Source organism: Klebsiella sp. A-Nf5, assembly GCF_002810545.1.
Taxonomy (GTDB): domain Bacteria; phylum Pseudomonadota; class Gammaproteobacteria; order Enterobacterales; family Enterobacteriaceae; genus Klebsiella; species Klebsiella variicola.
In genome coordinates this window covers 32935-50546 of the sequence record NZ_PIOG01000048.1, presented here as the reverse complement: position 1 = coordinate 50546, position 17612 = coordinate 32935, and the positions used below count along the sequence as shown (strand labels likewise).

Here is a 17612-nt window from a genome sequence, read left to right as displayed (position 1 = left end):
ATAATCGTTTTTTTCATTGCAGGCATAATAGAATTATCACGTAGCACACGGTAATAAGAGGCAGCATATTAACGCACTTTTACTTTATTTTAAAATATCATTTACACTCTGGCATTTTTAATCAAATAATTATTTAACTTAAAAAAGCAAAGCGAGCCATCAAAATGACACCTGGTGAAAAATAAGATCGAAAATTCAGCCTGATTGCTGAGAAAAATAAAAAAGAGAGTTTTTTTTAGTTAATAAAGTCCAGGCGCGTACGACAATCGCGCGCGCCTGGCAGAGGGGTTAATGGGCGGGAGTGGCCGTGCTGCTGCGCTGTGCTTCGCGCAGGGCGAGACGCAGATGATCGTGATGTTCCCTCAGCAGCTCGCGCGCGTGCCAGGCATCCAGCCCGCTGAGCAGCATCAGGATCGCGGTGCGGCAGTGCTGATGGCAGCTGGCCAGTGCCGCTTTTGCTTCACTGCGCGTGCAGTCGGTGGCCGCCATGACAATCGCTATCTGCCGCTCCGCCCAGTGCGAATTGTCAGCCTGCACGTCCACCCGCAGATTGCTGTACACCCGACCGTCACGGATGGCGAGCCCGGTCGTCAGCATGTTGACGATCTGCCGCTGGGCCAGTTGAGCCTTCGGATTGGCTAAGCCCGACACTGCCTCCGGCCCGGTCTGTGGGGCAATGATGATATCCGCCAGTTGCGCCGCCTCGCTGGCCGCCTGCTGAGTGACGACAGCGATAGGGGCCCCCAGCGACCAGGCGTGGCGCATCGCGCCCCACACCCATGGCGTCTTGCCGCTGACGGTCAACGCCAGCAGCATATCGTGGTTGGAAAAGTCCAGCGACTGCAGTTCAAAGGCGCCCAGGTCATAATTATTTGCTGCGGTTTCCCGCTCGGCCATCGCCGCCGTCTGCCCACCGGCAATCAGTCCCACCAGCGCGTGTTTGCCTTCCGGCGAATAGTCACTGATCGCCTCGATGGCCGTCCGGCCTGACGCCCCGGCGCCGATAATGACCAGGCGCCCTCCCCGGCCCATCGTCGCGGTGGCGACATCAATCAGCCGGGCGATGTCCGGCAGGCAGGCGCCGACCGCCTCCGATATCTGCTTATCATCCTGATGCAGCATCGCCAGCATGTCGGCCGTGGCGAGACGATCGATGTGAGTGGTATCCGGGTGACGGCGGGCCTGCATTGCAGCGGTTAGCGAACTGTTCATAACAACCTCCATTTACAACAGAAAAAGCGCATCTCGGCGTAATCAGCGGCCTGATGCATATCCTTATATTCATCATGCCTATTTAATCTCTGTCGCCACTATACGGGCATTCTTCCGCACTTTACCGCCGTCGGGGTCACAGTTTACCGTCCCAACTGCCCCGTCAGGGGGCGATTGCCGGTTATCTGAGCAATCCTGTCTTACGCCTCATCTTCACCGCCCGCCGGCATGGCCAGCCAGAAGGATTGCTGACCGGGCATGTGAAACGGTTTACGCATCGGCTAAACCGCCTCGATTTGCTTTGATTACACGGCTTTATGAAAACCGTCCTATCGGCGATAATATGCCTTCACTGAATCAATCCGGGATCGTCATGAAGGCATCAGAGCAGCAGCCTCGCGTTCGTCAACGCACCTTACCGTTAAAGCTGAGCACCGCCGTATCCTTGATGATTGGCAGCGTCATCGGCGCCGTGCTCCTGCTGGTCTATGCCCTGTGGTATATGCAGATAAGCAATGCCACCCGCGACGGTTTGAAAGAGACCGCGCTGGCGGTGGCGCGCACCATGGCTGATATGCCGCAGGTGAAGCGCGGACTGGAGGCGCCCCCGCAGCAGCAGATCATTCAGCCGCTGGCGCAGGCCATCACCCGGCGCAATGACCTGCTGTACGCTATCGTCACCGATATGCACGGTATTCGCTATTCGCATCCGGATACCTCCATCATCGGTAAGCGGTTTATCGGCCGGGATATCCTGCCCACGCTGCAGGGAAAAGAGAACGTTGCCATTAACCACGGCGTGCTGGCCCCGGCGCTGCGGGTGTTCACCCCGGTGTTCAACGACCAGCGCCAGCAAATTGGCGTGGTGGTGGTCGGCATTTCGCTGAGTAAAGTGGACGAACAGATCGCCAACAGCCGCTGGGACGTGCTGCTGACCATCCTGTTCAGCGCGCTGGTCTGCGCGCTGGGCACCTGGAGCCTGGTGCGGGGCCTGAAGCGCGTCCTGCTGGGGCTGGAGCCGCAGGAGATTTCCACCCAGTTTCAACAGCGTCAGGCCATGCTTCACGCCCTGAAGGAGGGCGTCGTTGCCGTCGATGCCCACGGCGAAGTTAATTTGATCAACCCGGCGGCGCAGGAGATCCTCTTTTCCGGGCCAGACAAAACCCTGGCCCACACGCCGCTGCTCGCCGACCTGCAGACCGTCTTGCAGAGCGGCGAGCCGATGTACGACCGCGAGCTGGGGTGCAATGGCCTGTTGCTGATCGGCAATACGGTGCCCATTCGCAGCCAGGAAGCGGTAGTCGGGGCCATCTGTACCTTCCGCGATAAGACCGAGGTGAGCCAGCTGCTGCAGCGGCTGGACGGCATGATGAGCTATGTGGATGCCCTGCGCACCACCTCCCATGAATTTATGAATAAACTGCACGTGATCCTCGGCCTGCTGAATATGAAAAGCTATGGCAAACTCGAGGAATACGTGCTGCAGACCGCCCACCGCTATCAGGCGGACATCGGCGACATTCAGCACCGCATTAAATCCCCGGTGGTGGCCGGCTTCCTGATAAGTAAAATTCAGCGCGCCACCGAGTGCGGCTTTACGCTAACGCTGGCGGAAGAGAGCCTGGTGCCGGATTGCCCGAATGAGAAGCAGGTCACGGTGCTGGTAACGGTGCTGGGCAATCTTATCGAGAACGCGCTGGACGCCATGAGCGGCCAGGCGGAGGGTGAGATCGGCCTGCTGCTGCACTACCAGGACGGCTGGCTAAGCGGTGAAGTGAGCGATGACGGACCGGGGATCCCGGAAAATAATATCGACGCTATCTTTAACAAAGGCTTCTCCACCAAAGGCGAGAATCGCGGCGTCGGGCTGTTTCTCGCCAACCAGCAGCTGCGCGAACTGGGCGGCACCCTCGCCGTCGAGTCGGAACCCGGCGTATTTACCCAATTTTTTGTTCATCTCCCCTGGGATAGTAAAAGGAAACGTGCGTGATAAATGTGTTGATTGTTGACGATGATGCGATGGTGGCCGAACTGAATCGCCTGTACGTGGCAAGAGTTCCCGGCTTTCGTTGCAGCGGGAGCGCTTCGACGCTCAGTCAGGCCCAGGAGATGATTAACGATAAGCAGCGGGAGATCGATCTGGTGCTGCTGGATGTCTACATGCAACAGGACAGCGGGCTGGATCTACTGCCGACGATCCGCGAGTCGGGGCGCGCCATCGACGTCATCATGATCACCTCGGCGGCAGACGCCGCCACGGTGCAGACTGCGATGCATTACGGGGTGGTTGACTACCTGATCAAACCTTTCCAGTTTCCGCGCTTTGAAGAGGCGCTCACCACCTGGCGGGAGAAGCGTAAACTGATGACCGGCCAGCCGTATTACGAACAGGCCGACGTCGACCGTCTGCTGCACGGCGGCGCGCCGGAGGCCAGCGACGCGCGCAAGCTGCCCAAGGGGCTAACCGCGCAAACGCTGCGTACACTCTGCCAGTGGATTGACGCCCATCCGGACGTCGAATTCTCTACCGATGAGCTGGCGGCGGCAGTGAATATCTCCCGAGTCTCGTGCCGCAAGTATCTGATTTGGCTGGCGCAGATCAATATCCTCTACACCACTATCCACTACGGCGCTACCGGGCGACCGGTCTATCGCTACCGCCTGGTCGCCGAACAGTACAGTTTGCTTAAGCAGTACAGTCAATAACCTGATAGCCGCTGTCCAGCGGCGCAAAACGCAGCCGCTGCGGCGATGAGAGAATGATGTCGCGATTTTTGGTGACGAAAATCGCGTCGATATCCTCACGCTGACGCAGTGCTGCGCAGCCCTTCTCTACGCCGAGGCCAAACAGCAGCGTAGTCCAGATATCGCCGTCTAAAGAATCCGTGGAAATCACCGTCACGCTGTCGAGTTCGTTATCCAGCGGATAACCGCTGCGCGGGTCGAGAATATGGTGCCAGCGTTTGCCGTCCTGCTCAAAGTAACGTTCATAGGTTCCGGAAGTGACCACCGACTGCCCGTTGATCGTCAGGGAGCCGATCAGCGCCTGCGCGTCGGCAAACGGTTTTTTCAGGCCAATGGTCCATTCGCCGAGGGTATGCACATTGCCGCCGAGATTGATCAGCGCCTTCTCCACCTGCTGCTGACGGAGATAATCGCGCACGCGGTCAGCGATATAGCCTTTGGCGATCGCCCCGAGATCCAACTCCATCCCCGGTTGCTGGAGAAACACGCTACAGGTTGCCTCATCAAGGACCACCTCCTGCGGGCGGGTCAGCGCCAGTCGGGCCCTGATATCAGCCGCGTCAGGCACGCTGTGCCCGTGAAAGCCAATTCGCCACAGCTTCACCAGCGGGCCGATGGCAAGGTTAAAGGCGCTGTCGCGCACCATGCTGGCAGCTTTGGCGCACTGAATCAGCTGAAAGACCGGGCGACTGACCGTGACCGGATGGCGCCCGGCGGCATGGTTGATATCCATCACCTGCGACTCGGCACGGTTAACGGTAAGCAGATCTTCGTAGCGTTTAATTAACTGAAATACGCGGGAGGCCAGCGCCTCATCGTGGGAATAAAGTTTGAGCAGGATGGGCGAGCCCATCAACACGGCGGAGTAGCTATAGACGCGGTTATCGGACATCGGGCTCTCCTTAGAAGGGATAAGAACCTATCCCAGTAGGCGTAATTGGCGCAGCCAGTTTGAACACGGACAGCGCGCAGAAACCGGAGCGTACACGTAGTACGTGAGGATTTCGAGCACTGCCCAGGTTCAACATGGCAAGCAAAATAGCCCTAATGAGATAGGCTCTAAGCCGGGCGGCAAAAGCACCAGCCCGGCATCAGCAATTACCTGTTATCCTCTGGCACGTTTCGCCGCCTGGTGGCCCGCGAGGGTACCGAAGATGATGATATCCGCGACCGCGTTACCGCCGATGCGGTTGCCGCCGTGGATCCCGCCCACCACTTCACCGGCGGCGTAGGCGCCGCGGATCGGCTGCTGGTCAACGTTCAGCACTTCGCCATCGGTATTAATGGTCACGCCCCCCATGGTGTGGTGCACCCCAGGGGCAATACGAATGGCGTGGAACGGGCCTTCGTTAATCGGCGCGCGCAGCGCGGTGGTCCGGCCAAACTGTTCATCATGCTGTTTTTCCACTGCCCCGTTGTAGCACTCGAGGGTGGCGAGGAAGGCATGGTAATCCATCCCCAGTTTCTCCGCCAGTTCCCGCGGCGAGCTGGCGCTGGTGACGAAGCCTTTGGCGATGTACTCATCGGCAGCTTTGTTTTTCGCCCGCACATGTTCGTCAAAGACAATGTACGCATAGTGTTCCGGCAGGGCGATAATCGCCGCCGAGACTTTATCGCGGGTCTCCATTTCGTTAAAGAAGCGGTTCCCCTGCTGGTTAACAAGAATAGCGCCGCCGCCGCGAATCGATTCGGAAATCAGGTACGAGGTCTGCTGTTCGACGGTAGGGTGAATCTGAATTTCGCCCATATCCACGGTGCCGGCGCCGATGCGTTCCAGCAGCGCGATACCGCTCCCGGTCGCCCCTTTGTGGTTGGTGGTCACGAAACCGTCGAGGTCCGGACGATACTTCACCACCATCGCGCTGTTGGCACTGAAGCCGCCGGTGGCCACTACGATGCTTTTGGTCTGCACTTCGATGACTTCTTTCTCGTCGTTGACCAGACGTACACCGCTCACCTCATCCCCGCGCATCAGGATCTCTTCCACCGAGGTATCCAGCAGGACGTCGATGCCGCGTTTGGTGATGTTGCGCACCAGGCCGCTAATCAGATAGCCGCCGACCGCTGACCCGTCGCGCGGACGGTGGGTACGGTCAATGCTCATCCCGCCGGTGGTGGTGATGTCGTTGAGCATAATGCCGCGGTCCGCCAGCCACTCAATGGCTTGCGGCGCATTCTCCACGAAGCGACGCAGCAGCTGCGGGTTGTTTTTGTTGTGGCCGCCCTTCAGGGTTTCCTGATAGAACAACTCTTTACTGTCCTGAATACCTTTGACCCGCTGGAAGCGAGTTTCCGCGGCGTTCATCCCGGCGGAAGCCTTGATGGTGTTGCCGCCAATGGTCGGCATTTTTTCGACGATCAGCACGCTGGCGCCTTCGTCGTGAGCCTGAATAGCTGCCGCCAGGCCGGCGCCGCCGCTGCCGACCACCACCACGTCATAACTTTTCGGCGCGGCGTCATTGCCGCCCTCTTCCGCTGCCAGCGCTTTGCTGGATTTCAGCATCGCTTTGGCGACCGCTTTTTTCACCGCTTCGCTCTGGCTGGTGGCACCGGAAATGGCGTCCACGTGCGGGGTATTGGCGGTCAGAATACGTTCGCGGATCTCTTCGAAGCTGGTGGTGAACTCGACGGTCTGCACCGGGCTCGCCGCCAGTTCGATATCGGCAATATGATCATTTTCGAGGCTGACGTTGATCACCAGTTCATTGGTGTCATCCTGAACGGTTTCAACAAACATCCCCGGCTTAAATTTGGCGTCGCCCATGCTCATGTCGCGGATCATCGCTTCCACCAGCGAGAAGCGCCACAGCGGTTCCGGAATATGCAGCGCTTCACGCTGGGTGCTGTCGATAAACAGCTCCAGCTCTTCACCGGCGGCGATACGTGCCGCCCAGTCCGGATAGGCGATGCAGGCGCGACCCACGGCGATCAGGTCATAACCATGATCGAGGCCCAGCTCGGCATCAGCAACGTTAACCACACCGCCGACGCCCATTACCGGCACCTGGGCGAGGGTTTCAGAGCGCATCGCACAGTATTTCTCGATCAGCGGTGTCGGATCGCAGGTATCGACGATAGACGGACGCAGCGTCGCGCCCACCGAGAAGTGCAGATAATCGACACCGCGGGCGGCCAGCTTTTCCAGCAGATACATGGTGTCGTCGAAGCGGATCCCCGGGACCTCCATCTCTTCCGGCGAGAAGCGATAGCCGATGATAAAGGCATCGTCAGCGTACTGGCGGGCCATTTTGTGGGTGATGTCGAGGACCGCCAGCGGGAAACGAGCGCGATTGTCGCGGCTACCGCCCCACTCGTCGTCGCGCTGGTTGGAGTTCGGCGAATAGAACTGCTGGATAAGATAGGTGTTGGCCCCATGGATTTCAACGCCGTCGAAACCGGCGAGAATGGCGCGACGGACGCCGTCGCCAAACTTGGCGATCATCCCTTCCACTTCTTCTCCGCTCAGCGCCCGCGGCATCGCGGCGCCCTCACGCGGCGCGGCAATAGCGCTTGGCGCCACCGGCTGACGCCCCCCGATCAGTTGCGGGTCGACCATGCGTCCGCCGTGATAGATCTGCAGAATCGCTTTTGAACCTTGCGCTTTGATCGCCTCGGCGATTTTCGCCAGGCCGGCAATTTTTTCATCATTATCGATGCCGATCGCGCCCGGGAAGGCCAGGCCGTAGTCATCAATAAAGCAGCACTCGACAATAATGGTACCGATGCTGCCGGCGCGAGCGCGATAGTACTCCACCAGCTCGCTGGTGACAGTCCCATCGAAATAACCGGTGCAGGTGGTCATCGGCGCCATGAGCAAACGGTTTTTCAGCTCCGTACCATTTGGTAAAGTAAATGGCTGCAGAATTCGTTCGTTACTGGTCATAAGTTACGCTCCAGATTTTAAAATATTAAAAACTCAGAATGGGGTGACGGAATCATTAATGGTTTTGGTTTTTTAATTCCTGTTGTCATGCCAATAATATAGCGTGTTTTTTAGTTACTAAATCAATTACGTTAGTTATAAAACTATTTAACCCCAACAATAACATCGCTACCTCTATTGTATTATTAAAATAATAAATAGCATTTACATAATACAAATGCACGATAACATTTTAGATACTTATGTTAACATTCAAAACGATTGCAACGACCAATAAAACCATTTACTTTCATATAGTTGTGCGAGAAATGAATAAATTAAGCATTAATTGTTCATTTTTATTTTAACATTTATCGATATTTTAGCCAAATTAACACCTCATCACATAGGGTTATACTGATAATAAAAAAATAGTGAAATCACCTGCTTTACTTGATCTCGATCAATTGCAATGGCCATTGAAAGCGCAATATATAAATAACCAACAAATTTAATTTAACGCCCAGACAAACGCGTTAAATAATCGCCCTGACGATACTCAGAAACGAAAAATAAAAACTAAAGTAACTTTTGTAATTAAATAAATCACTGAGCATGTCGCTGGCGTAAACGCTATTTTCAACAACTTGCAGATACTCATTATGAAAGAGAAAAAGACAACCATACCGCCTGCCGGTGCAGTCAACCCAACGACTGCGACTAAAAAACGTCTCCTGATGATGGCGCTGCCGATAATCGTCGCTGTGCTGTTACTGTTTGTTCCCGTCCCCGATGGCCTGCCGCCGTATGCCTGGCACTACTTCGCCATCTTCGTCGGGGTGATCGTCGGGTTAATTTTTGAACCGCTGCCTGGCGCCGTTATCGGCATCACCGGCGTGGTGGTGATCGCCCTCTGTAGCCAGTGGCTGTTGTTCAGCCCGGAACAGATGGCCGCCCCGAGCTTCAAGCTGGCCGGCGCCTCCTTTAAATGGGCGGTGAGCGGCTTCGGCAACTCCACGGTCTGGCTTATCTTCGGCGCCTTTATGTTCGCTGCCGGCTACGATAAAACCCAGTTTGGCCGCCGCCTGGCTCTCATCCTGGTGAAATATCTTGGCCGTCGCAGCCTGACGCTGGGCTACGCCATCACCTTCGCTGACCTGTTACTGGCGCCGTTTACGCCGTCTAACACCGCGCGCAGCGGCGGTACCATCTACCCGATCATTGCCAACCTGCCGCCGCTGTACGGTTCAAAACCAAACGACCCGAGCGCGCGTAAAATCGGTTCCTATCTGATGTGGGTGGCGATCACCGCCGCCTGTATCACCAGCTCGATGTTCCTGTCGGCGCTGGCACCGAACCTGCTGGCCCTGGCGCTGGTAAAAAGCATCGTCGGCATCAACATCTCGTGGGGGACCTGGTTCATCGCCTTCCTGCCGCTCGGTGTTCTGCTGATCCTGACCATGCCGCTGCTGGCGTACTGGTTCTATCCGCCGGAAGTGAAAATCAATAATGAAGTGCCGCTGTGGGCCGCGCGTGAGCTGGAAAAACTGGGCAAACTGTCGCGCAATGAAATTCTGCTGCTGGTGTTCGTCTGCTTCGCGCTGATGATGTGGATCTTCGCCGCCGACTGGATTGAACCGGCGCTGGCCGCCCTGCTGGTTATCGTGCTGATGCTGTGGACCGGCGTGCTCTCCTGGAGCGACATCACCAACAACAAAGCGGCGTGGAACACCTTTGTCTGGTTTGCCACCCTGGTGGCACTGGCCGACGGCCTCTCCTCCACCGGGTTCATCGCCTGGCTGGGTAAAGAGGGCGGCGCGCTGATGGGCGGTATCTCCCCAGGCGTGGCGACCATCGTCCTGCTGCTGGCGTTCTACCTGCTGCACTACCTGTTTGCCAGCACCACCGCACACACCACTGCCCTGCTGCCGGCCATGCTGACTATTGCGGCCACCATTCCGGGTATGAATATGGAAGTGTTCGTCCTGCTGATGGTCACCTCGCTGGGCGTGATGGGGATTATCACCCCGTACGGTACTGGCCCAAGCCCAATTTACTACGGCAGCGGCTACCTGCCGACCAAAGACTACTGGCGCCTCGGCACCATCTTTGGCGCCATCTTCCTGGCCGCCCTGCTGCTGATTGGCTATCCGTGGATGTCCATGATGTTCTGATTCATAACCGCCGGGACCACCCCGGCGGTTTTTATCTTTATGGAGTAAGTGACTATGTCGACTAAACCGTTTGTTTATCAGGATCCGTTCCCGCTGGCGCACGACGATACCGAATACTATCTGCTCAGCAAAGAGCACGTCTCTGTCGCCGAATTTGAAGGCCAGCCGGTTCTGAAAGTAGAACCGCAGGCGCTGACCCTGCTCGCCCAGCAGGCCTTCCACGACGCCGCCTTTATGCTGCGTGTCTCTCATCAGCAGCAGGTCGCGGCCATTCTGCTCGACCCGGAAGCCAGCGAAAACGACAAATACGTGGCGCTGCAGTTCCTGCGCAACTCCGAAATCGCCGCCAAAGGTATTCTGCCGACCTGTCAGGATACCGGCACCGCCATCATCATGGGTAAAAAAGGCCAGCGCGTCTGGACCGGCGGCGGTGACGAAGCCGCCCTGGCTCAGGGTGTATACAACACCTATACCGAAGATAACCTGCGTTACTCGCAGAACGCGCCGCTGGATATGTATAAAGAGGTCAACACCGGCACCAACCTGCCGGCGCAGATCGATCTCTACAGCGTCGACGGTGAAGAGTATAAGTTCCTGTGTATGGCGAAAGGCGGCGGTTCCGCCAACAAAACCTATCTCTATCAGGAAACCAAAGCGCTGATCACCCCGGCGAAGCTGAAAAACTATCTGGTTGAGAAAATGCGCACCCTCGGTACGGCCGCCTGCCCGCCATACCACATCGCGTTTGTGATCGGCGGTACCTCGGCAGAAGCGACGCTGAAGACCGTGAAGCTGGCGTCCACCCGCTACTACGACGGCCTGCCGACCGAAGGCAACGAGCACGGTCAGGCGTTCCGCGATGTGCAGCTGGAGCAGGAATTGCTGCTGGAAGCGCAGAACCTCGGCCTCGGCGCGCAGTTCGGCGGGAAATACTTCGCTCACGATATCCGGGTGATCCGTCTGCCGCGCCACGGCGCCTCCTGTCCGATCGGCATGGGCGTCTCCTGCTCCGCCGACCGCAACATCAAAGCGAAAATCAACCGCGACGGCATATGGATCGAGAAGCTGGAGAGCAATCCGGGGAAATATATCCCTGAGCATCTGCGTCAGCAGGGTGAAGGCAATGTCGTCAGCATCAACCTGAATCAGCCGATGAGCGAAATCCTGGCGCAACTGTCGGCGCACCCGGTCTCCACCCGCCTGAGCCTCAACGGCACCATCATCGTGGCCCGCGACATCGCCCACGCTAAGCTGAAGGAACTTATCGATAACGGCGAGGCGCTGCCGCAGTACGTCAAAGATCACCCGATCTACTACGCGGGCCCGGCGAAGACGCCGACCGGTTATGCCTCCGGCTCCCTCGGTCCGACAACCGCAGGCCGCATGGACTCTTATGTCGGTCTGCTGCAGTCGCACGGCGCGAGCATGGTAATGCTGGCGAAAGGCAACCGCAGCCAGCAGGTGACCGATGCCTGCCATAAACACGGCGGCTTCTACCTCGGCAGCATCGGCGGCCCGGCAGCCGTGCTTGCCCAGCAAAGCATTAAGAGCCTCGAGTGCGTGGCCTATCCGGAACTGGGGATGGAAGCCATCTGGAAGATCGAAGTGGAAGATTTCCCGGCGTTTATTCTGGTCGATGATAAAGGTAACGACTTCTTCCAGCAGATCCAGAATAAGCAGTGCGCCGGCTGTAAACAGCACGGCTAACGCTCACTTCTGACGCTGATAGCAGGCCGTCGCCGTTTGGGCGACGGCTTTTTTTATGCCCACCCCGCGCCAACTTGAATTCATTTCGCGCCAGGCTATGCTCAACTACAAGCCGTCCGTTGTTTGCTGAAAAATAACAATAATTCTCTTTCTCAGGTGCCTCTATGAACAGGATGAGCGTGGTGATCGTCTGGGCGCTGGCGCTGCTGGTGCTAAAGCCGGCGCTGGCTGCCGAACCGCGGCAGCAGCCAACCGCGCGCGAGCAGGCACGCACGGTCACCGTTTTCCACCAACCTGTCGTCATGTTGCAGGCTACTTTCGGCCAGACTACGCCCGAAGAGCGCGTCCTGCGTACCCGCAGCGCCCTGCGCGCCTTTACTGAAGACGATATTCGCCAGCCGCTGCGGGTCGTTGCGGTCAACCGCTATGGTCAGCCAGGCCGGCTGTTCCTGATGAACGGCAAACCGGTGCTGCTGCTGAGCCAGGCGGATCTCGACGAGGGCGATGATTTAACGCTCGACCAGGCGGCCCAGCGGGTGCTGGCGCGAATGGAGGCCCAGCGCACCAGCCTGCAGGAACAGTTCAACCACCGCTATCTGCTGCTCTCCGCCGGCAAAGCGCTGGCCGGGGGGCTGCTGCTGGCACTGTTTTATTATGGCGCCTTCCGCGCCTGGCGGCGGGTGCGGCGCTTTTTCCTGCTGCGGATCCTTGAAAAACGCAGCGCCATCCCGCAGCACTGGCGGCGCTATCTCGGCAATATTGAAGTTCGACTCTATGCTGTGCTGGTCATTCTCGTCGGCATGCTGGCCAGTTATCTCTGGCTGAACTGGGCTTTCAGCCTGTTTCCCTGGACACGGGTGTGGAGTGAATCGCTGGGCGACTGGTCGCTGGGCGTGATCCGCGATCTCTCCCTGTCGATTGTCGCCTCCCTGCCGGGGCTGATGATTGTGGTACTGATTTTCCTGATCACCTGGCTCATCATTCGCCTGGTGAAAGTCGCTCTCGACCAGGTCGCCGCCGGCCGCATTCAGGTGCCGGGCATCCATCCGGAAACTGTCAGCGCCACCCGCCGGTTGATCTCGGTGGTCATCTGGCTGTTTGCCCTGTCCGCCGCCTACCCGTTCCTCCCCGGCGCCAACTCCCTCGCCTTCAAAGGCATTAGCGTGTTCTTCGGCCTGATGCTGACTCTCGGGTCGACCGGGGTGATGACCCATGCGATGAGCGGCCTGGTGCTGATCTACTCCCGGGCGCTGCGCAAAGGCGACTGGATCCGCCTCGCCGACAATGAGGGACAGGTCAGCGAGATTGGCGTGCTGGCGACCAAGATCCTCACCCGTGAGAATTACATTGTCACCGTCCCGAACGCCGTGGTGGTGAGCGGGAAAATTATTAATCTCAGCGCCGAGAGCACCGACGGCGGGTTCAACCTCACCACCAGCGTCACCATCGGTTACGATACGCCATGGCGTCAGGTTCATGCGCTGCTGGAGCTGGCGGCAAGACGCACCCCCGGCGTGGATCAGCAAATCGCCCCGATAGTTCGCAAGCTGGGGTTGCTTGACTGGTACACCGCGTATGAGCTGCAGGTGCGCTTGCTCCCCGCGACGTTGTTGCCGGAGGGCCGCAACGCGTTGCATAGCAGTATTATTGATGTGTTTAACGAATTCGGCGTGCAGATTATGTCGCCGAATTTTGTGATGCAGCCCAAGGCGGCGGTGGTGGTGCCGCAGGAAGCCTGGTACGCCGCCCCAGCCGTCGCGCCGCAGGAGCCTGAGAAATAAGGGATATCGTACCGGCATGTCCGCCGGGTGGCGGCTGCGCCGCTGAGCAAAAACAGCCAGCGCAGAGCCGCGTTTGTGCCGGGCGGTGGCTAACGCCTTGCCCGGCCTACGGATCGTGCGACCTGTCACTCATTTACCCACTTGCGCGACTGAAACTGCCGGTGCTGTGCGCTCCCTGCGCCATAAGAGACATAGCGCAGAAGATCAACCGGGAGCGCAATCTGCCCGGAATTAACATAGAAGTTGTAGCCCTGCCAAACGTTGTGGCCCTGCCAAACATAGTGCGAACAGGGACATTTCCGGTAGTGCCGTTATTTCGCCGGGTGGCGGCTGCGCCTTACCCGGCCTACGGGGTCTACAGGCGATCTTCGCTTCCCAGGCCCGGCAAGCGCAGTGCCGCCGGGCAATCCGACTCGGACGACGACTCAACCCTGCGCGGCGTCGATGTCATCAAACACCTGCTGCGCCAGATGCATCGTGGCATTCGCCGCCGGCAGCCCACAGTACAGCGCAGAGTGCATGATCAACTCTTTCAGCTCATCACGGGTCACCCCATTGTTAAACGACGCCCGCAGATGCATCTTCAGCTCCGCCTCGCGATTGAGAGCGATCAGCATGGCAATAGTGATCATGCTGCGGGTATGATGATCGAGCCCCGGACGCGTCCAGGTCTCGCCCCAGGCGTAGCGGGTGATAAAGTCCTGAAACTCGTCATTCAACGGCGTCAGATGCTGCAGGGTACGGTCGACGTGGGCGTCGCCCAATACTTTGCGCCGTACCGCCATCCCGTCCTGATAGCGCTGTTTATCCTCCATGGCGTTCCCCCTGGAAAAAGCTCAGCAGCGCCGAAGTAAAGCTTTTCGGCGCCTCAATGTTTGACAGATGCGATGCCGCCAGCACCACCACCTGGGAAGCGGGGATCTGCTGCTGCAGGAAACTGGCGTCGCTGACCGTAGTGACAGGGTCACTTTCACCGGCGATAATTAACGTCGGCAACGGGATCTGCCCTACTTCGCCGCGCAGGTCGGCCGCGGCCAGCGCCTCACAGCAGGCGGCATAGCCTTCGGCGTCGGTATGGGTTAACTGGTGGCATAGCGCCTCCACCACCTCCGGCGCCTTCTGGCGAAACGCATGAGTGAACCAGCGATCCGCGGCCCCGGCGGCCACCACCGCCATTCCCTCCTGGCGTACCGCCCGCGCCCGCGACAGCCAACTGGCCTGATCGCCAATACGCGCCGCGGTGTTGGCGACAGCCAGACCATAAAAACGCTCTGGCGCAAAGCGTCCCAGCCACAGGCCGGTCAGCCCCCCCATTGAGATCCCGCAGAACCAGGCGCGGTCGATATTCAGGTGATCGAGCAGCGTAATCACATCCTCACCCAGTTGGGCGAGGGTGACTTTGCCATTTTTCGTCGTATTGCCGTGACCGTGGGTGTCATAGCGCAGCACCCGAAAATGGGCGGTTAACGCCTCGATCTGCGGCTGCCACATCGCCCGGGTGGTGCCCAACGAGTTGGAGAGGACGATAACCGGCGCGCCATCCGGCCCGTCGAGTTGATAATCAAGATTCATCACGTTGCTCCTGATAACGCGCCAGCACCTGGCGCACAAAGCGTTCGGCGCTGCCGGTCGCCGTTGCCGGGTCCAGCAGCGTGGTTAAGCGTTCACGAGAGAGATACTGACTGACCTGCGGATCGGTCGCGAGCAGATCGACCAGCGGAGAGTGACGGTCCAGCGCCTGACGGCACAGCGCCTCGATATGATGATGCGCCTCGGCTTTGCCGGTGAATTCCGCCAGCGCCAGGGTCACCGCCTCGGCCATGATCAGCCCGTGGGTGATATCGAGATCGGCGCGCATTTTCTGCGGGAAGACCTGCATATCGCGCACCAGCGCTTCGCTTTGCGCCAGCGCCCCACCCACCAGGGTAATCAGCTCCGGCAGCGTCTCCCACTCCGCCTGCCAGCCGCCCAGCGCCCGCTCGTGCTGCTGGAGTTGGCTGGCGTAGAGGGTCGCCATCAGTCCCGGCGTACGCTGGGCGGCGGTCAGGATCGCCGCGCAGGCCACCGGATTGCGCTTATGCGGCATCGTCGATGAGCCGCCGCGGCCTTCCGCCACCGGCTCGCCGACCTCAGCCACTTCGGTCTGCATCAGCAGAGAGAAGTCGTTAGCGAATTTACCCAGCGTGCCGCAGACACCGGCAAACCAGGCGCCCACCTCCAGCAGCCGATCGCGCTGGCTGTGCCACGGCGTATCCGGCAGCGACAGACCGAGGATCTGCGCCAGCGCCTGGCCAACCGCCGGCCCTTTCTCTTTTAGCGCGTCCAGAGTGCCCGCGGCGCCGCCAAACTGCAGTACCAGCAGCCGCGGACGCATCTCGCGCAGCCGCTGCTGCCAGCGCAGGAGCGCGTCGAGGGTGCCCGCCAGCTTCAGGCCAAAGGTCACCGGCAGCGCATGCTGCATCCAGGTCCGACCCGGCATGACAGTATCGCGATAACGATCCGCCTGGAGAGCCAGGGCAGCCAACAGTTGCTCAAGCAAGGTCTCAGCGGCATCCAGCGCCCCGCGCAGCTGGAGCACCAGTCCGGTGTCGATGGCGTCCTGACTGGTAGCGCCCCAGTGAACGTAGCGCGCAGCCTCAGGATCTCGCGCTTTTACCTGCGCCGTCAGCTGTTTCACCAGCGGGATCGCCAGGTTACCGGCCCCCACCGCCGCCTCGCCCAGCGCGGCAAAATCGATGGTCTCGTGGCGGCAGGCCGCGACAATCGGCCCGACCGCTTCCGGCGGCACCATCCCGCAGGCGGCCTGCGCCTGCGCCAGCGCCGCTTCAAAATCCAGCATGCCCTGCACCCGCTGCGCGTCGCTGAACCAGTCGGTCAGCGGACTGCTGCGCAGCATTGGGGTCAACAAACTCATTCTGGCTCCTTAAACACGTTCAATAATCAGGGCAATCCCCTGTCCGACGCCGATGCACATGGTGCACAGGGCGTAGCGGCCGCCGGTCCGTTTCAGCTGATAAGCCGCGGTCATCGCCAGCCGGCCGCCGGAGGCGCCGAGCGGGTGGCCCAGCGCGATCGCCCCGCCGTTAGGGTTAACGTGGGCGGCATCATCCGGTAAGCCCAAATCACGGGTCACCGCCAGCGCCTGAGCGGCGAAGGCCTCATTCAGCTCGATCACATCCATCTGGGCTAATGTCAGGCCGGTCTGCGCCAGCACCTTACGCACCGCGGGCGCCGGGCCAAAGCCCATGATCCGCGGCGCAACACCCGCCGTCGCCACGCCGACCACCCGGGCCAGCGGTTGAAGATCGTGAGCCGCCAGCGCCGTCTCGCTGGCCAGCAGCAGCGCACAGGCGCCATCGTTAACGCCGGAGGCGTTACCGGCGGTGACGCTGCCGTCGGCGCGCACCACGCCGCGCAGTTTAGCCAGCGCCTCCAGCGAGGTACTGCGCGGGTGCTCATCGCGGCTAAACAGCAGCGGCTCGCCTTTGCGCTGCGGCACCTGGACGGCAATCAGCTCATCGGCGAAACGCCCCGCCTCCTGCGCCGCGGCGGTACGCAGTTGACTGCGTAAGGCGAACGCGTCCTGATCGGCACGGGAAATGGCAAACTCATCGGCGACGTTTTCCGCCGTCTCCGGCATGGAATGCACGCCGTACAGGGCTTTCATTTGCGGGTTAATAAAGCGCCAGCCGATGGTGGTATCCTCCATCTGCATGCTGCGGCTAAAGGCGCTCTCCGCTTTCCCCATCACAAACGGCGCGCGGGACATGCTCTCCACGCCGCCAGCGATCATCAGCTGCGTCTCGCCGCTTTTAATGGCTCGCGACGCGACGCCGATCGCATCGAGGCTGGAACCGCACAGGCGGTTGATGGTGCTCCCGGGCACGCTCTCCGGCAGCCCGGCCAGCAGCAGCGCCATCCGCGCCACGTTGCGGTTATCTTCCCCGGCCTGGTTGGCGCAGCCAAAGATCACATCGTCAATGCGCGAGGGATCCAGTCCCGGGTTACGCGCCAGCAGGGCTTTTAATGGCAACGCCGCGAGGTCGTCGGCGCGCATCGTCGCCAGGGTACCACCAAAACGGCCAAAGGGTGTACGCACCGCATCACAGATAAATGCCTGATTCATCATAG

General features: G+C 59.4%; 12 protein-coding genes. 5 read left to right on the top strand and 7 right to left on the bottom strand.

Annotation, left to right across the window (positions count from 1 at the left end; translation table 11 throughout):
• Nucleotides 1-288 precede the first annotated feature (288 nt).
• The gene (locus CWM53_RS05910) at nt 289-1212 is read right to left on the bottom strand and encodes an N-acetylmuramic acid 6-phosphate etherase (RefSeq protein ID WP_100729866.1); all 924 of its coding nucleotides are present in this window, start codon (nt 1210-1212) and stop codon (nt 289-291) included.
• Nucleotides 1213-1585: 373 nt separating this feature from the next.
• Here CWM53_RS05910 and CWM53_RS05905 point away from each other — a divergent pair, with 373 nt between their 5' ends.
• The gene (locus CWM53_RS05905; RefSeq protein WP_061154717.1) at nt 1586-3202 is read left to right on the top strand and encodes a sensor histidine kinase; all 1617 of its coding nucleotides are present in this window, start codon (nt 1586-1588) and stop codon (nt 3200-3202) included.
• Nucleotides 3199-3918 carry a two-component system response regulator DcuR gene (dcuR, locus tag CWM53_RS05900; protein WP_008805043.1) on the top strand — a complete coding sequence of 240 codons (720 nt, stop codon included), beginning with the start codon at nt 3199-3201 and terminating at the stop codon, nt 3916-3918. The genes CWM53_RS05905 and dcuR overlap by 4 nt, the downstream gene beginning before the upstream one ends.
• On the opposite strand, the gene CWM53_RS05895 is transcribed toward dcuR, so the two are convergent.
• Together CWM53_RS05895 and CWM53_RS05885 are read right to left on the bottom strand one after the other, a co-directional pair.
• Nucleotides 3899-4849 (bottom strand): FAD:protein FMN transferase, encoded by a 951-nt coding sequence (locus tag CWM53_RS05895; RefSeq protein WP_100631923.1) that lies wholly within the window; start codon nt 4847-4849, stop codon nt 3899-3901. The genes dcuR and CWM53_RS05895 overlap by 20 nt on opposite strands.
• Before the next feature lie 213 nt (nt 4850-5062).
• Complete coding sequence (locus CWM53_RS05885; protein ID WP_074385962.1) at nt 5063-7840, bottom strand: flavocytochrome c; 2778 nt, start codon at nt 7838-7840, stop codon at nt 5063-5065.
• A 641-nt stretch (nt 7841-8481) separates the two neighbouring features.
• Between CWM53_RS05885 and CWM53_RS05875 the strand changes: the two genes are divergently transcribed.
• From CWM53_RS05875 to CWM53_RS05865, 3 genes are all read left to right on the top strand, one after another.
• Nucleotides 8482-9993, top strand: a complete 1512-nt coding sequence (locus CWM53_RS05875; RefSeq protein WP_012968326.1) for an anion permease — start codon at nt 8482-8484, stop codon at nt 9991-9993.
• 54 nt (nt 9994-10047) lie between these two features.
• Entirely contained in the window at nt 10048-11700 is a 1653-nt protein-coding gene (gene fumA / locus CWM53_RS05870; RefSeq protein ID WP_074385964.1) for a class I fumarate hydratase FumA, read from the top strand.
• Between the two features lie 164 nt (nt 11701-11864).
• Entirely contained in the window at nt 11865-13481 is a 1617-nt protein-coding gene (locus CWM53_RS05865) for a mechanosensitive ion channel family protein (protein WP_165784131.1), read from the top strand.
• 425 nt (nt 13482-13906) lie between these two features.
• Here the strand turns inward: CWM53_RS05865 and pcaC are convergent, their stop codons facing one another.
• Genes pcaC through pcaF form a run of 4 tightly spaced genes read right to left on the bottom strand, consistent with a single transcriptional unit; the run spans nt 13907 to nt 17607 of the window.
• Entirely contained in the window at nt 13907-14296 is a 390-nt protein-coding gene (gene pcaC / locus CWM53_RS05855) for a 4-carboxymuconolactone decarboxylase (protein WP_012968329.1), read from the bottom strand.
• Nucleotides 14286-15053, bottom strand: coding sequence for a 3-oxoadipate enol-lactonase (pcaD, locus tag CWM53_RS05850; RefSeq protein WP_100675644.1), 768 nt, complete (start codon nt 15051-15053; stop codon nt 14286-14288). Before pcaD ends, pcaC begins: the two co-directional genes overlap by 11 nt.
• On the bottom strand, nt 15043-16395 hold the full coding sequence (locus CWM53_RS05845; protein ID WP_100729865.1) for a 3-carboxy-cis,cis-muconate cycloisomerase: 1353 nt from the start codon (nt 16393-16395) through the stop codon (nt 15043-15045). Before CWM53_RS05845 ends, pcaD begins: the two co-directional genes overlap by 11 nt.
• 9 nt (nt 16396-16404) lie before the next feature.
• Nucleotides 16405-17607, bottom strand: coding sequence for a 3-oxoadipyl-CoA thiolase (pcaF, locus tag CWM53_RS05840; RefSeq protein WP_074385967.1), 1203 nt, complete (start codon nt 17605-17607; stop codon nt 16405-16407).
• Nucleotides 17608-17612: the final 5 nt, after the last annotated feature.

What these genes read in the sequence shown, in the direction of transcription:
- CWM53_RS05910 (WP_100729866.1), bottom strand. Translation starts at nt 1,212, where the DNA reads ATGAACAGTTCGCTAACCGCTGCAATGCAGGCCCGCCGTCACCCGGAT.
- CWM53_RS05905 (WP_061154717.1), top strand. Translation starts at nt 1,586, where the DNA reads ATGAAGGCATCAGAGCAGCAGCCTCGCGTTCGTCAACGCACCTTACCG.
- CWM53_RS05895 (WP_100631923.1), bottom strand. Translation starts at nt 4,849, where the DNA reads ATGTCCGATAACCGCGTCTATAGCTACTCCGCCGTGTTGATGGGCTCG.
- CWM53_RS05885 (WP_074385962.1), bottom strand. Translation starts at nt 7,840, where the DNA reads ATGACCAGTAACGAACGAATTCTGCAGCCATTTACTTTACCAAATGGT.
- CWM53_RS05875 (WP_012968326.1), top strand. Translation starts at nt 8,482, where the DNA reads ATGAAAGAGAAAAAGACAACCATACCGCCTGCCGGTGCAGTCAACCCA.
- fumA (WP_074385964.1), top strand. Translation starts at nt 10,048, where the DNA reads ATGTCGACTAAACCGTTTGTTTATCAGGATCCGTTCCCGCTGGCGCAC.
- CWM53_RS05865 (WP_165784131.1), top strand. Translation starts at nt 11,865, where the DNA reads ATGAACAGGATGAGCGTGGTGATCGTCTGGGCGCTGGCGCTGCTGGTG.
- pcaC (WP_012968329.1), bottom strand. Translation starts at nt 14,296, where the DNA reads ATGGAGGATAAACAGCGCTATCAGGACGGGATGGCGGTACGGCGCAAA.
- pcaD (WP_100675644.1), bottom strand. Translation starts at nt 15,053, where the DNA reads ATGAATCTTGATTATCAACTCGACGGGCCGGATGGCGCGCCGGTTATC.
- CWM53_RS05845 (WP_100729865.1), bottom strand. Translation starts at nt 16,395, where the DNA reads ATGAGTTTGTTGACCCCAATGCTGCGCAGCAGTCCGCTGACCGACTGG.
- pcaF (WP_074385967.1), bottom strand. Translation starts at nt 17,607, where the DNA reads ATGAATCAGGCATTTATCTGTGATGCGGTGCGTACACCCTTTGGCCGT.